A 14,988-nucleotide genomic window follows, 5' to 3' on the forward strand; every position below is an offset into this window, starting at 1 on the left:
TCGTGGATGAAATTTAACTCAGGCTACTTTACCCGCCTGGTTAGCGCAAGAAACAGCGACTCAACTGAGGGGTTTTTCAGCAAACTGGCGGGCATTTCTGCCCGCCGGAAGGATTACGCAAGCAGTACGCGGTCAATCGTCGTGCAGCCCAGCGCTTTAAGCGTCGCGGCGGTCGCATCCCACTGAATCAGCGGCGCATCGGCAATTTCTGCCAGAATAGCGCGCTGAATGTCCGGATAGTCATAGCCGTTCAGACTCAGCAGGTTAAGCGCGCCCTGCAGCGGAGGCAGGGTTGGGTTAAATGCGGCGTTTTCCGCGTAGCTGCCGCTAAAGATCCGGCCATCGCGGCACTGCAGCGCCACGCCGCTCGGGGACTTGCTGTACGGCGTGTGGCTTTTGTTGGCCGCGCGAATGGCCGCCTGGCTCAGGTCATCGCCGGACAGGGCGTAACCGTGGTCCTGCTCGTCCATCAGCAGCGTTTTGATCTCCAGATCTTTCGGGCCAAACGCGTCAGGCAGATAATCTCCCAGCGTGTGCGGCGCGCGGCCTGGCAGGTTGATGCGCAGCTGTAGCCCGCTGTTCAGCTCGTTCATAAACTGACGGCAGTGGCCGCAGGGGGTGTAGTTAACGGTAATGGCGCTCAGGGCTTTTTCACCGCGCAGCCAGGCGTGGCTGATGGCGCTCTGCTCGGCGTGAACCGTTTGCTGCATGGTCGCGCCCAGGAACTCCATGTTGCCGCCGAAGTACCAGGTTCCGCTGACGCCGCGCGCAATGGCCCCGACGTTAAAGTGGGAGAGATCGGCCCGCGCACAGGCGGCAGCCAGGGGAAGCAGTGCGAAAGCCAGCGCGTCTTCGTCCAGTCCCGTTGCCTGTTTCAGCATCGTGACCTGCTCCGCGTTCAGCAGGGCGGGGAAGTGTGCATCTGCCAGAACGGGAGCCAGGGCTGACTGCAAATTCTCTGCAAGCCGGGCGAAAGCAGCTTGAAAACGTGGGTGCATGGCGTATGCCTCATAAAGGTTAATGGATCGGTAGTTTACGGAGCCGTCAGGGCTTTATATGTGATCCACTTCTCATTATGTATGCAACTTATGAAATCAAAATGAAATTTGCGCGACGCATCGCAAATTTTAGCCCGTCACCGCCAGAATCAGCGGGAAAATGAACGGGGCCAGCAGGGAGGTGATAATCCCGCAGATCACCAGCGCTAGCGAGCTAAACGCCCCTTCCTGATAATCCAGCTCCGCACAGCGGGCGGTGCCCAGGGCGTGGGAGGCGGTCCCCATCGACAGCCCCCGTGCCGCTTTAGTATGAATACGCATCCCGTTCAGCAGGGTGTGACCAAACACCGCCCCGAGAATACCGACGAAAATGACGCACATCGCGCTGATGGCCGGGATCCCGCCAAGGCTGCCACCGACCGCCATCGCGATAGGCGTGGTCACCGATTTAGGCAGGATAGAGGCGGCGATCTGCGGGGAGGCGCCCATCAACAGCGCTACCGACGTGCCGGTGATCATCGCCACCAGGCTGCCCACAAAACAGATGGTAATGATGGATTTCCAGCGGGCGCGGATCTGGTGAAGCTGCTCATATAGAGGAAAGGCGAGCGCCACAACGGCAGGCTGCAGCAGGTCGTTTAAAATTTTGCTGCCGGCAAAGTAGCGTTCGTAGGGAATGCCGGCGAGCAGCAGGAACGGAATAATCACCACCATTGCCACCAGCAGCGGGTTCAGCAACGGCATTTTAAAACGTGCGGCAAGCTTGCGCGCGGCGAAGAACACCGCCAGGGTTAACGGCAGCGACCACCAGATATTGGCCATCATTTTTTTGTTTTCTCCCCGACCACGTTACGTTCGCCATGCACCAGATGCGAACTCCAGCTCACTACCAGGAAAACCACCAGCGTACTGACCGCGCAGGAGACCACAATCGGGCCGAACTGGGCTTTGAGCAAATCAAAATACTGCATGACCCCGACGCCGATAGGCACGAAAAGCAGCGCCATGTAGCGAATAAGGACGAAGCAACCGGGATTGACCCATTTTGCGGGCAGGATTTGCAGCGCCAGCAAAACGAAGAGGATCAGCATGCCGATAATGCTGCCGGGAATGACGATCGGCAGCAGCGACGCGATGAAAATCCCGGCATACAGGCAGGCGTAAATCAGGACGAATGCGCGCAGATATTGCCAGATAATGTTCAATGATTTGCTCATGGAGTTAGTCCTTGCTGAAACGCATTCATCATACAATTAAACCTAAAAATGTGCCACGGATCACATCATGAAATTTGAGCATACCAGACATTCCAGAATGGAACGTCCGGTATCACCTTACAGGGGCAGGCTACAGTTTAGAGGAAAGGGAGTGCGGTGGCGAAGTGACGCGCCAGAGATTGCATCAGCGTCAGGCGGTCAGTTTATCGAGAAAAGAAAACAACGCCTGATTCATTTCGCGATAATCATGCGAGCGAAGTTTTTCCGCCGTTTCGACAAAACGGAATTCAGCCGCGCGGCGGAGGTCGTTCTGCGAATGCTCAATCAGCAGCTCTACGACCTCCGGCGTCAGTTCCATATGGCACTGAAAACCGTAAACCCGTTCGCCGTATTGCACGATCTGTCGGGGACAGCCCTCGCTGTAAGCGAGAACCTTAGCCTGTGGCGTCAGCCCTGGCATGTCGTTATGCCAGTGACCGACGTTCAGCTCGTGGCCAAAATCCTTAAATAGCGGGTTCGCCTTGCCTGCATCCGTGAGCCTGACGGGAAATTTGCCGATCTCTTTTTCCGGGCTATGGCAAAACGCGGCGCCCAGCGCTTCACCGATAAGCTGCGAGCCCAGACAAACGCCAATCACCGTTTTACCTGCCTCAATTGCGCGGCCTATGAGTGCCTTTTCCGCCTGCGCATCAAACCAGGGGCACTCCTTAAGCGTGGTGGCAGGTGACTGCGGGCCTCCCATGATGATAAGCAAGTCTGTGCTCAGCAGATCCTCGGGTAACGGATCGCCCTGATAAACTCTGGAGTAGCTCATACTACAGCCGCGATTTTTCCCCCAGATTTCATATGCGCCTGGCGCTTCGAAATGTTCATGAATGATAAAATGAATGTGCATTGCGTCTCTCTCCGGTTACGTGTACAAGCAGCATCATAAGAGGAAGGGAGGAATGTGAAATGCCAACCGTTATCGATAAAACGCCAATTCACGACGATGTCATCGGATGGTCCAGAGGGGCAATTCGCTATACGCGCGGCGAAATCGATCCGCCTCACCAGCATTCACAGGGGCAGCTTTTGTTTGCCATCAAAGGGGTGATGTTGGTCGAAACCGGCAATAAGCGTTGGGTCATACCGCCACAGCGCGCGCTGTGGATCCCTCCCTTTCAGGAACATACCTACAGCGTGTTATCCGCAACGGAGCTCCGCGCGGTCTGGTTTAGCCCCGCGCTGATATCGCAATGCGGATCTTTTAAACGGAAAGAAGAGGTTCACGTGATTATGGCGACAGCGTTGTTCAAAGAGCTGATTGCCGGGCTGTTCAGTGAGCAATACCGGCCAGCCAGTCAGCGCAGCATGGCCGTTTTGCTGCTCGAAATCCTCAGCGAGGCGCAGCAGATTTCGGCCGAATTACCGATGCCCGTGGATGAGCGGTTACATCGCGTTGCCTGTGACATCATTGCCAGCAATCTCTGGGACGTTTCGATGGACAGGCTGGCGGAACAGGCCGCGATGTCTGAACGCACATTCTCACGCGCGTTTATCAAAGATACCGGCTTTAGCTTCCGGGCCTGGCGACAGCGAGCAAGGATTTGTGCCTCGCTGGACCTCCTCGCCAATGGATACCCGGCTAAGCAGGTGGCCTGGATGCTGGGGTTTTCCGGGCAGGCGGCATTTGCGGCGGCGTTTCGCGCCATTGTCGGGGCAACGCCGGCTGACTTTCTCCCTGAACAGAAGCGCTTCCCAGCGATATAGAGAGCGGCTACTATAGCGCGTCTTTTTTCACAGGTACTGCTATGCGTGTTTTACTGGCCCCAATGGAAGGCGTGCTCGACTCCCTCGTGCGCGAGCTTCTGACCGAGGTGAACGATTACGATCTCTGCGTGACGGAATTTCTGCGCGTGGTCGATATGTTGTTGCCGGTAAAATCCTTCTTCCGCCTGTGCCCCGAGCTGCACAACCAGAGCCGGACCTCTTCCGGCACGCTGGTGCGTATTCAGCTGCTCGGCCAGTATCCCGAATGGCTGGCGGAAAACGCCGCCCGCGCGGTTGAGCTGGGTTCTTACGGGGTGGATCTCAACTGCGGCTGCCCGTCGAAGCTGGTGAACGGCAGCGGCGGCGGAGCGACGTTGCTGAAAGATCCTGAGCTGATTTACCGCGGCGCGAAAGCCATGCGTGAGGCCGTGCCTTCGCATCTGCCGGTGACGGTGAAGGTGCGCCTGGGATGGGACAGCGACGCGCGGCAGTTTGAAATCGCCGATGCGGTGCAGCAGGCCGGGGCCACCGAGCTGGTGGTGCATGGCCGCACCAAAGAAGATGGCTACAAGGCCGAGCGCATTAACTGGCAGGCGATCGGCGAGATCCGCAAGCGCCTCACCATTCCGGTCATCGCCAACGGTGAAATCTGGGACTACGAGAGCGCGCAGGCCTGTCTGGAGGCCACCGGCTGCGATGCGGTGATGATCGGTCGCGGCGCCCTGAATGTGCCGAACCTCAGCCGGGTGGTGAAATATAACGAGCCGCGAATGCCGTGGGTAGATGTCGTTACTCTGCTGCAAAAATACAGCCGACTGGAAAAGCAGGGCGATACCGGTTTGTATCACGTCGCGCGAATTAAACAGTGGCTGAGTTATTTACGCAAAGAGTACGATGAAGCGCTGGGATTATTTCAGGAAATTCGGACATTACAGACTTCGACTGATATTGCCCGGGTGATTCAGTCAAAATAATAAGCGTTAAATTGCTCACACTTTTTTAAACCAGAAAACAGTTCTGGTTTTCAACGTGGCGCGACGGTGTTAATGTGCCACTGTTTTCAACGCAGGATTGTTACTGGCTAACAGGCAAAACCTAAGCGTTTCACAGCATTTTTGCTGTGGAGCGCTTAGGTTTTTTTTTGCCTCTCGTTTACGCAGGAGAGAAATTTGGCTTAGCGCTTTTTACTGATTTTAAAAAAATGAAATATCGACAGGAAATAGAAAAATTTCCTGCGGCCGGTTACGCACAAAATACTCAATCACAGGTTGTTATCATGGCATATAAAAATAAACTCTATGCGTTCGCCTTATTGACGATATCCCCGCTGTCGGTGGCGCAAGACTGGAACGGAACGGTATTGGGCTTTGAGGCTCCACCGGCTCCCCTTCTCGGCGATATGCTCGGCGTGCGTAAAATCCTCAACGATAACGGCTTTACGTACAATCTCGGCTATTTGAATGAGATCGGCTGGAATGGCGGCGGTGGCTATAATCACGATCCCCACGTGGCGTATATCGACCAGTTTGCGCTGACCTTCAACCAGGATCTGGAGCGCTGGACCGGTATACCGGATGCGCGTATCGAGGGGAACATCGTCAACCGCAACCACAATGACGACCTCACCACCAAACGCGTACAGGATCCGCGCGTTAACTTTAACGATCTGACCCAGGAGAGCTGGGGCGGGCAGTCGATTACTCGTCTCGGCTGGCTGACCTTTGCCCGCAGCTTTGACGACCGGCGTCTGACCTGGCGCATCGGGATGATGAACAAGGTGCAGACCTTCGATCAAATCATCCCCTGCGATTTCCAGCTGCTGTCGCAGTGCGGCGGGAAGTCAGCCAACTCGCTGACGTGGAACAACTGGAACGTTCACACCTGGGGCACCACGCTTGCCTATAAATTAACGCCGACGCTGACCTTAAAAGGTGGCGTGATGGAGCAAAATCCGGAGGCCTCCAGCCGCAGCCACGCCTGGAGCTGGTCGACGAAGGGCAGCAAAGGGGTTTTACTGCCGGTTGAAATCGAAGCGCGTCCGCTGATTTACGGCCTGCCGGGCGCGTACAACCTGGGCGTGGTGTTTACCAATGCGCCGCAAACCGATCTCTATCGCGGCAAATCCGGCGGTGCGGGCGCGACGGACCCGAACGGCTTTGATACCCACAGCCGGACCTGGTTCATGTACGCCGGGCTGAACCAGCAGCTTACGCAGCATCAGGATGACCCGAATCGCGGGTTGAGCACCTCTTTCAGCATGAGCCTTGCGGATCAGCGCAGCAATTACATGCATCAGGTGTATGCCGCCTCGCTGCGCTACCGCGGGCTGTTTGACGCGCGACCGGAAGACTGGATTGGCTTTGGCTTAACCTGGATTGATATGAGCAGCCAGTACGCCCGCAATCAGCGTTACCTGAACAGCCAGAGCGGCGTTAGTGATTACAACAATCCGGCATATCACCCGGTGCCGGGCCATTCCCTGAACGGCGAGTTTTACTACCGTTTTCGTCCAGTGCCGTGGCTTGAGCTGCAGCCGGGCATTCAGTACTGGCACCATCCCGGCGGCGTCAGCCGCACCCAGGATGCCTGGGTTACCGAGCTGAAAACGGTGGTGAGCTTCTGATATCACCGTAGCAAGTTCGATCCACGTCACGTTTCTGACGCGTGACGTATTGAGGCTATGAATGAAACTGATAGAGTGCCAGAACTGGATTGTTACTGCTTAGGCAGGCAAAACCTGATTTTCTGGCATCTGCCGGAGGTCAGGTTTTTTTGTTTCTGGGGTTCAGATGAAAATCGCCAAGATACTCAATAATAACGTGGTGGTTGTTCAGGATGAGCGCGGGCGCGAACAGGTGGTGATGGGCCGTGGGCTGGCCTTTCAGAAGCGCGTCGGTGAAGCGCTGGATACCGCGTTGGTTGAAAAGGTGTTTGCGTTACAAAGCGATGAACTGGTGCGTCGACTCGGGGAGCTGCTGAGTCAAATTCCGCTGGAGGTAATGACCACCTGCGACCGCATCATCGGGCTGGCGGCGCAGCGGCTGGGCAAGCTGCAGGAGAGTTTGTATATCACCCTAACCGACCACTGCTACTTTGCGATTGAGCGGCAGAAGAAAGGGCTGGCCATCAAAAACGTGCTGCTGTGGGATATTAAACGGCTGTATCCGAAGGAGTTCGAATTAGGGCAGGAGGCGCGGGCCATTATCGCCAGACGCCTGAACGTCGCACTGGAGGAGGATGAGGCCGGATTTATCGCGCTGCATCTGGTCACCGCGCAGCTGAACAGCGAAATGCCGGAGGTGATGCACGTGACGCGGGTGATGCAGGAGATCCTGCAGCTGGTTAAGTATCAGCTGCAGCTTGAGTATGATGAAGACTCGCTCAGCTATCAGCGTTTTGTCACCCACCTGAAGTTTTTTGCCCAGCGGATGCTGACCCGCACCGTGGTGGAAGATGACGATGTCTCGCTGCATACGGCAGTAAAAGACAACTACGCGAAAGCGTGGAAATGCGCCGAGAAAATCGCGCAGCACCTGAACAAAAGCTATCAGCGAGAGCTGACAACGGAAGAAATTATGTTCCTAGCCATTCATATCGAGCGGGTGAGAAAAGAGGGGCGTTAAGCCTCAAAACAGGATTGTTACTGCATCACGCAGGCAAAACCTGAGCGCGGCCTTCGTCAGAAGGTCGTTCTCGGGTTTTTTTATTTTTTGTACTCAGTCAACAGGTGCCTGCAGGCATCGGATGTAAGGAAATCGAGATGGAATACCAGGCTTTAGCGAAGGATATTCTCGGCCACGTTGGCGGAAAAGAGAACATCGTCAGTCTTGTACACTGCGCGACCCGGCTTCGCTTCAAACTAAAAGAGAATCAACGGGCGGATGCGGAAGGGCTCAAGAAAAACCCGGGCGTCATCATGGTGGTCGAAAGCGGCGGCCAGTTTCAGGTAGTGATTGGCAACCACGTCCACGACGTCTGGCAGGCGGTGCGCAATGAGGCAGGCCTTACCGATGACGCGCCCGTCGTGGAAGAGAGAGGCGAAAAGAGTAATCTGCTGGGCCGCCTGATTGACATCGTCTCCGGGATCTTTACCCCGTTTATCGGCATTCTGGCCGCGTCCGGTATTCTGAAAGGGCTGCTGGCGCTGGCCGTGGTGTGCGGCTGGCTCAGCACCGAGAGCGGTACCTATAAAATCTGGTTTGCCGCCAGCGACGCGCTGTTCTTCTTCTTTCCGCTGGTGCTGGGCTATACCGCCGGGAAAAAATTCGGCGGCAACCCGTTTATTACTATGGTGATCGGCGGGGCGCTCACCCATCCAATGATGATTGCGGCGTTTAACGCCAGCCAGCAGCCGGGCGCGGTATCGGAAGCCTTTTTGGGCATTCCTGTCACCTGGTTTAACTACAGCTCGTCGGTGATCCCGATTATCCTCGCCGCGTGGGTGAGCTGCTGGCTGGAAAAACAGAGCACCAGGCTGCTGCCTTCATCGATGAAAAACTTCTTCGCGCCGCTGATCTGTCTGGGCGTGACCGTACCGCTGACTTTCCTCGTTATCGGGCCGCTGGCGACCTGGCTGAGCCAGATGCTGGCGAACGGCTATCAGAGTATTTACGTTCTGGCACCGTGGCTGGCGGGCGCGGCGATGGGCGCGCTGTGGCAGGTCTGCGTTATTTTTGGTCTGCACTGGGGGCTGGTGCCGCTGATGATTAACAACCTGGCGGTGCTGGGGCATGATTCCATGCTGCCTATGCTGCTGCCAGCCGTATTCGGACAAGTCGGGGCGGCGCTGGGGATCTTCCTGCGAACCCGCGATGCCCGCCAGAAGATGCTGGCTGGTTCATCGGTGACGGCCGGGATATTTGGTATCACCGAACCGGCCGTTTATGGTGTGAACCTGCCGCTGCGCCGCCCGTTTATTTTTGGCTGCGTGGCGGGGGCAATCGGCGGGGCGATTGTCGGCTTCAGCGATACCCACGTTTACTCCTTCGGCTTCGCCAATATCTTTACCATCGCCCAGATGATTCCGCCGGGTGGGATAAACGCCACGCTATGGGGCGGCGTGATCGGCACCGCGGTAGCGCTGGTGCTGAGCTGCGGCCTGACGCTGGTGGCAGGTATGCCGGGACGCACAGCGCCGGAAGCTGCGGTTACGGCAGGGGAAAACGATGTCTTATCCCCGATGACCGGAACCGTTCTGGCGCTCGACCAGGTGCCGGATACCACGTTTGCCAGCGGCCTGCTGGGCAGCGGTGCCGCGATTATTCCCTCCGATAACAAAGTGGTGGCCCCGTTTGCCGGCGTGGTGGCCTCGCTGTTTCAGACCAAACACGCCATCGGCCTGCTCAGCGACAGCGGTATTGAAGTGTTGATCCACGTGGGTATCGACACCGTGAAGCTCGACGGCAGGCCGTTTACCGCCCACGTGAAGGTGGGCGACAGGGTACAGCCCGGCGATCTGCTGCTTGAGTTTGACCGACAGGCGATTATCGATGCCGGATACGACCTGGCGACCCCGATCATTATCAGTAACAGCGATGAGTATCGTGACGTGGTGACCGTGGCGGCAACGTCCGTCAGCGCCGGTGCGCCGCTGCTCAGCGTAAGCCATCAATAACAGGAGAACGTAATGAAAACTTTCCCGGACGATTTTTTATGGGGCGGCGCGGTTGCCGCGAATCAGGTAGAAGGCGCATATCTGGAGGAGGGGAAAGGGCTGTCCACCTCAGACGTTCAGCCGCAGGGTGTCTTCGGCCCGGTGGTTGAGCGCGTGGCGGGCGACAGCGGCATCAAGGACGTCGCCATCGACTTCTATCACCGCTACCCGGAAGACATCAAACTGTTCGCTGAGATGGGCTTTAGCTGCCTGCGCGTCTCCATTGCCTGGACCCGCATTTTTCCGAACGGCGACGAGCAGCAGCCTAACGAAGCGGGGCTGGCGTTTTACGACCGGCTGTTTGACGAGCTGGCCGCGCACAACATGACCCCGCTGGTGACGCTCTCGCATTACGAAATGCCGTGGGGGCTGGTGAATCAGTACGGCGGGTGGGGCAGCCGCCAGACCATTGGGTTCTTCGAGCGCTACGCCCGCACCGTGTTTGCGCGCTACAAGGAGAAGGTGAAGCTCTGGCTGACCTTCAACGAGATCAATATGTCTCTGCACGCGCCGATGACCGGCGTGGGCCTGCCGGAAACCAGCAGCAAAGGGGAGGTGTACCAGGCGATCCACCACCAGCTGGTGGCCAGCGCGCTGGCCGTGAAGGCCTGCCACGAGATTATCCCGGATGCCAGAATCGGCAACATGCTGCTGGGCGGCCTGATGTATCCGCTGACCTGCAAGCCGGAAGATGTTCTGGAGACGCTGCAGGAAAACCGCGCGTGGCAATTCTTTGGCGACGTGCAGTGCCGTGGCGCCTATCCGGGGTATATGCAGCGCTTCTTCCATGACAACGGTATTCAGCTTGAGGTAAAGAATGCCGACCGCGAGGCGCTGAAATCGACCGTCGATTTTATCTCCTTCAGCTACTACATGACGGGCTGCGTCACCGCAGATGAGGCCCTCAACCAGCAGGCGCGCGGCAACATCCTGAGCATGGTGCCAAACCCGCATCTGGCAAGTTCCGAATGGGGCTGGCAGATTGACCCGATAGGCCTGCGTACCCTGTTAAACGTGCTCTGGGATCGCTATCAGAAGCCGTTGTTTATTGTAGAAAATGGCCTGGGTGCGAAGGATAAACCGGACGCTGACGGCGTGGTGCAGGACGACTATCGAATCAGCTACCTTAACGATCACCTGGTGCAGGTGCGTGAAGCCATTGACGACGGCGTTGAGGTGATGGGGTATACCAGCTGGGGGCCAATCGACCTGGTGAGCGCGTCTAAAGCTGAACTCTCTAAGCGCTACGGCTTTATTTACGTCGATCGCGATGACGGCGGAAAAGGCACCTTAGCGCGCAGCCGCAAAAAGAGTTTCTACTGGTATAAAGAGGTTATTGCCACGAAAGGGGCTTCGCTGAAAGCCTGATATCAATGACGTTGCCCGGCGCTGAGCCGGGCAAATAGATCAGAAAATCATTTTGAATACGCCGGTGACCACTAAGAGCCCTATCAGAAATATAATCAAAATAATCCACAGTAATATTTTCATTCCCTTCTCCCGCTCATGTATGTCCTGAATAAGTGTAGCAGTGTATTCATGGTTGGCATGAATGCATTAAGTTTAATTATTATTTTTAGGAATAAATCTCCAGGTATTAAAATGTATGACAATTTGCGGATTGCCACGCATTACTAAAAAAACGAACAACATCGAGCGTAACGTGCGCCTTTATTTTTTGAGCTTATGGCGTCATGAAACGTTCTCTTATTCTATCTCTGAGTGTTCCCTTCGTTTTTATTCTGTCTGCCTGTGCACCTGAACATGCCACGGTGTCCCCCATTAAAACGCAAACTACTGCGGCGTCGGTGAATACGGTGCTGAATCATCAGGACTGGCCGAAAAATGAGTGGTGGAGAGAGTATAACGATCCGGAACTTAATTCGCTGATTGCGAAAGCGTTGAGCGATTCGCCGGATATGCAGATTGCCCGTCAGCGCATTACGCTTGCCGAAGCCCAGGCCAAAGCCGTTATGGCCACCGATGGCCCGCAGATTGATTTTTCCGCCGATGCGGAACGCCAGAAAATGTCCGCCGAAGGGGTGATGGGGCCTTTTGCCCTTACCGACCCGGCGGCAGGCACCACCGGCCCGTGGTACACCAACGGCACATTTGGCCTGACCGCGGGCTGGGATCTCGATCTGTGGGGTAAAAATCGCGCCCGGGTCGAGGCCCGAATTGGCAAAGTGAATGCGCAAAAAGCGGAGCTGGAGCAGACCCGCCAGCTGCTGGCCAGCAGCGTGGCGCGGCTTTACTGGGAGTGGCAAACTCAGGCCGCCGCGCGGGAGGTTCTCGCACAGATCAAACATGAGCAGGACAATATTATTGGCGCCGATCGCGAGCTGTATCAGCAAGGAATCACCTCCTCCGTGGAGGGAGTGGAAACCGATATCAACGCCAATAAAACCGAAGAGCAGCTGGCAGAAGTCAACGGGAGGATGAAAGCCGTAGAGGCGCGTCTGGTCGCGCTGACGAATTCTTCCTCCGTGACGCTTACGCGCCATGCGCTGCCGACGGTAGACGCCTCGTTACCGCCGACGCTCGGTTATGAACTGCTGGCACGCCGTCCGGATCTTCAGGAAGCGCACTGGTATATCGAAGCCTCTATGAGCGAGGTGGAGGCCGCCAGAGCGGCTTTCTATCCTGACGTGAACCTGATGGCGTTCTTACAGCAGGATGCCCTCCATCTGAGCGATCTGTTTCGCTCTTCAGCGCAGCAGATGGGCGTGACCGCCGGGCTGACGCTGCCAATCTTCGACAGCGGCAGGCTGAACGCCAGTCTGGATATCGCCCAGGCGCAGAACAACCTCTCGGTCGCGAACTACAACAAAGCGGTGGTCGAAGCGGTCAATCAGGTGGCACGCACGGCAAGTGAAGTCGAAACGCTGACGGCGAAGAACCGCCATCAGCAGCAGGTCGAAAAAGATGCAGCGCGGGTTGTGGCGCTGGCGCAGGCGCGTTTCAACACGGGGATCGTTGCGGGCTCCCGTGTCAGCGAAGCCAGAATACCGGCCCTCAGGGAAGACCTCGCCGGATTGTTGCTGAAAGGCCAGTATGTCGACGCCACGCTGCAGCTCACCTCGGCGCTGGGCGGTGGCTATCACCACGGCTAAAAAGGTCATTATCTATACTTACCTCTTTGCAGTTTTTCAGGAGGTGAGTATGACCAGAGTAGCGATAGTGACCGCATCGGATTCCGGGATTGGTAAAACCACGGCGCTGATGCTCGCAGAGCGCGGGTTTGATATTGGCGTCACCTGGCATTCGGATGAAAAAGGAGCGCTGGAAACCTGCCGCGAAGTCGAAGCGCAAGGGCAGCGCGCAGAAGCTATCCATCTTGATTTAAGCACGCTGCCGGAAGGCGCAGAGGCGATTGAAACGCTGATTGCGCGGTTTGGTCGGCTGGACGTGCTGGTCAACAATGCGGGGGCGATGACCAAAGCGCCGTTCCTTGATATGCCGTTTGACGACTGGCGGAACATTTTCACCGTCGACGTGGACGGCGCGTTTCTCTGTTCACAGATTGCCGCCCGCCAGATGGTGAAGCAGGGGGAAGGGGGGCGAATTGTGAACATTACCTCGGTGCATGAGCACACGCCGCTGCCGGAGGCCAGCGCCTACACGGCGGCAAAACACGCGCTCGGTGGGTTAACCAAATCCATGGCGATGGAACTGGTTAAGCACAATATTCTGGTGAACGCCGTCGCGCCGGGTGCCATTGCCACACCGATGAATGACATGGACGACAGCGAAGTGAAGGAGGGTTCAATGCCGGAAATCCCGCTGGCAAGACCGGGCCACACCAAAGAGATTGCCAGCCTGGTCGCGTGGCTGTGCGACAGCGACGCCAGCTACACGACGGGGCAATCGTTTATTGTCGACGGGGGCTTTATGCTGGCGAACCCGCAGTTTAAGCCGGAGGGGTAGTTTTCCCCTCTCCCTGTGAGAGAGGGGGTTTTTAGTTCCCTCTCCCTGTGGGAGAGGGTCAGGGTGAGGGCATCAGGCCGCACCCGGCTACTCCTCATCCCGCGTCTTTTCCCGATGCTTCAGCCACAGCCTGACCCCAATCACCGCCACCACCACCAGAATCAGCCACGCCCAGTGCTTCAGGTGCTGGTCGAGATTATGCAGCCACGGGCCAATCACTTCGCCCCCTACGTAGCCGAGCGTCGTAAAGATCAGCGCCCAGGCAATCGCACCAAGAACATTGAGCGGCAGGAAAATTTTTGGCGGCAGATGGCTGGCGCCAATCAGTATCGGCCCGATAATGCGAAAGCCATACATAAAGCGCGTGCCGATGACGAACAGATAGGGATGACGCTGAATGAGCCGTTGAGCACGACGGATTTTCTTCTGGTGCTTTGCGAAACGCTTAAGCAGCGTGGGTCCGAAGCGCAGCCCGAGAAAGTAGAGTAGCTGATCGCCAATCATTCCACCGAGCGCGACCGCTGCGACGACCAGCGGGAATTTCAGCAATCCTTGATGCGCGGCCACGCCGCCTAACAGCGTGATGGTTTCACCTTCTGCCACGCTACCGACGACCAGCGCGGCATATCCATATTGTTCAATAAGTGCGTTAATATCCATTACCTGAATGTTATCTCCCTCTGCTTACCTCGTTTAATCATATACCCCATGAATCAACAGCGGGGAAATCAACGGAAATTTCCCACTGTACAGAAAATAATCTAAAGCCTGCATTATACTTAAGGTATCGCTGACGGGCCGACAACAAGGGGGCGCTATGAACCATGTCTGGGGACTTTTCTCCCATCCCGATCGTGAAATGCATGTCATTAAAAGTGAGAACGAAACGGTCTCGCATCATTACACGCACCATGTGCTGCTGATGGCTGCGGTGCCGGTAATATGCGCCTTTATCGGAACAACACAAATCGGCTGGAACTTCGGTGATGGCACCGTGGTTCAGCTTTCCTGGTTTACCGGGCTCTATCTGGCCATCGTTTTTTATGGCCTGATGCTGGCGGGTGTGGCGGTAATGGGGCGCGTCATTCACTGGATGGCGCGTAACTACCCGCAACGTCCATCGCTGGCGCACTGTATGGTCTTTGCCGGATATGTCGCGACCCCGCTGTTCTTAAGCGGTATTGTTGCGCTCTATCCACTGGTCTGGCTGTGCGCGCTGATCGGTACTATTGCCCTCTTTTACACCGGATATCTGCTGTATCTGGGGGTTCCAACCTTCCTGAATATCAATAAAGAAGAAGGCCTGAGCTTTTCCAGTTCAACACTCGCTATTGGGGTGCTGGTGCTGGAGGCGCTACTGGCGCTGACGGTTATTCTTTGGGGTTACGGATACCGTCTCTTCTGAGTTCATTGCATTGCTGGCGTAAATGCCAGCAATGCA

At 56.4% G+C, this 14,988-nt stretch carries 13 protein-coding genes and 1 pseudogene; 9 read left to right on the forward strand and 5 right to left on the reverse strand.

Features of this window, described 5'->3' with window-relative positions; genetic code table 11:
- Positions 1-113: 113 nt before the first annotated feature.
- The 4 genes from cdd to UTM25_RS04695 form a co-directional block, all read right to left on the reverse strand.
- Positions 114-998, reverse strand: coding sequence for a cytidine deaminase (gene cdd / locus UTM25_RS04680; RefSeq protein ID WP_194400544.1), 885 nt, complete (start codon positions 996-998; stop codon positions 114-116).
- A gap of 129 nt (positions 999-1,127) precedes the next feature.
- Positions 1,128-1,823 (reverse strand): CidB/LrgB family autolysis modulator, encoded by a 696-nt coding sequence (locus UTM25_RS04685; protein WP_194400546.1) that lies wholly within the window; start codon positions 1,821-1,823, stop codon positions 1,128-1,130.
- A complete protein-coding gene (locus tag UTM25_RS04690; RefSeq protein ID WP_023312463.1) occupies positions 1,820-2,215 on the reverse strand; it encodes a CidA/LrgA family protein in 396 nt (131 codons plus the stop codon). Before UTM25_RS04690 ends, UTM25_RS04685 begins: the two co-directional genes overlap by 4 nt.
- Positions 2,216-2,405: 190 nt before the next feature.
- The gene (locus UTM25_RS04695) at positions 2,406-3,110 is read right to left on the reverse strand and encodes a type 1 glutamine amidotransferase (RefSeq protein ID WP_194400548.1); all 705 of its coding nucleotides are present in this window, start codon (positions 3,108-3,110) and stop codon (positions 2,406-2,408) included.
- Between the two features lie 59 nt (positions 3,111-3,169).
- On the opposite strand from UTM25_RS04695, the gene UTM25_RS04700 reads away from it, so the two are divergent.
- The 8 genes and pseudogenes from UTM25_RS04700 to UTM25_RS04735 all read left to right on the forward strand — a co-directional run bounded on the left by UTM25_RS04700 (position 3,170) and on the right by UTM25_RS04735 (position 13,547).
- Complete coding sequence (locus UTM25_RS04700; protein ID WP_194400550.1) at positions 3,170-3,967, forward strand: AraC family transcriptional regulator; 798 nt, start codon at positions 3,170-3,172, stop codon at positions 3,965-3,967.
- A gap of 41 nt (positions 3,968-4,008) precedes the next feature.
- A complete protein-coding gene (dusC, locus tag UTM25_RS04705) occupies positions 4,009-4,941 on the forward strand; it encodes a tRNA dihydrouridine(16) synthase DusC (RefSeq protein ID WP_194400552.1) in 933 nt (310 codons plus the stop codon).
- Positions 4,942-5,243: 302 nt separating this feature from the next.
- On the forward strand, positions 5,244-6,590 hold the full coding sequence (locus UTM25_RS04710) for a carbohydrate porin (RefSeq protein WP_194400554.1): 1,347 nt from the start codon (positions 5,244-5,246) through the stop codon (positions 6,588-6,590).
- Positions 6,591-6,756: 166 nt separating this feature from the next.
- Positions 6,757-7,590, forward strand: coding sequence for a BglG family transcription antiterminator LicT (licT, locus tag UTM25_RS04715; protein ID WP_194400556.1), 834 nt, complete (start codon positions 6,757-6,759; stop codon positions 7,588-7,590).
- 24 nt (positions 7,591-7,614) lie between these two features.
- Positions 7,615-9,581, forward strand: a pseudogene (gene bglF, locus UTM25_RS04720) (PTS beta-glucoside transporter subunit IIABC).
- A 12-nt stretch (positions 9,582-9,593) separates the two neighbouring features.
- A complete protein-coding gene (locus UTM25_RS04725) occupies positions 9,594-10,988 on the forward strand; it encodes a glycoside hydrolase family 1 protein (RefSeq protein WP_194400560.1) in 1,395 nt (464 codons plus the stop codon).
- 326 nt (positions 10,989-11,314) lie between these two features.
- Positions 11,315-12,733 carry a multidrug resistance outer membrane protein MdtQ gene (mdtQ, locus tag UTM25_RS04730; protein ID WP_194400562.1) on the forward strand — a complete coding sequence of 473 codons (1,419 nt, stop codon included), beginning with the start codon at positions 11,315-11,317 and terminating at the stop codon, positions 12,731-12,733.
- Positions 12,734-12,782: 49 nt separating this feature from the next.
- Complete coding sequence (locus UTM25_RS04735) at positions 12,783-13,547, forward strand: SDR family oxidoreductase (protein WP_194400564.1); 765 nt, start codon at positions 12,783-12,785, stop codon at positions 13,545-13,547.
- An 87-nt stretch (positions 13,548-13,634) separates the two neighbouring features.
- Here the strand turns inward: UTM25_RS04735 and UTM25_RS04740 are convergent, their stop codons facing one another.
- Positions 13,635-14,207 (reverse strand): DedA family protein, encoded by a 573-nt coding sequence (locus UTM25_RS04740; protein ID WP_032658928.1) that lies wholly within the window; start codon positions 14,205-14,207, stop codon positions 13,635-13,637.
- Positions 14,208-14,364: 157 nt separating this feature from the next.
- On the opposite strand from UTM25_RS04740, the gene UTM25_RS04745 reads away from it, so the two are divergent.
- Positions 14,365-14,952 (forward strand): Yip1 family protein, encoded by a 588-nt coding sequence (locus UTM25_RS04745; RefSeq protein ID WP_023312454.1) that lies wholly within the window; start codon positions 14,365-14,367, stop codon positions 14,950-14,952.
- Positions 14,953-14,988: the final 36 nt, after the last annotated feature.

The organism is Enterobacter sp. 61D5 (assembly GCF_034107965.1).
Classification (GTDB): Bacteria; Pseudomonadota; Gammaproteobacteria; order Enterobacterales; family Enterobacteriaceae; genus Enterobacter; species Enterobacter cloacae_M.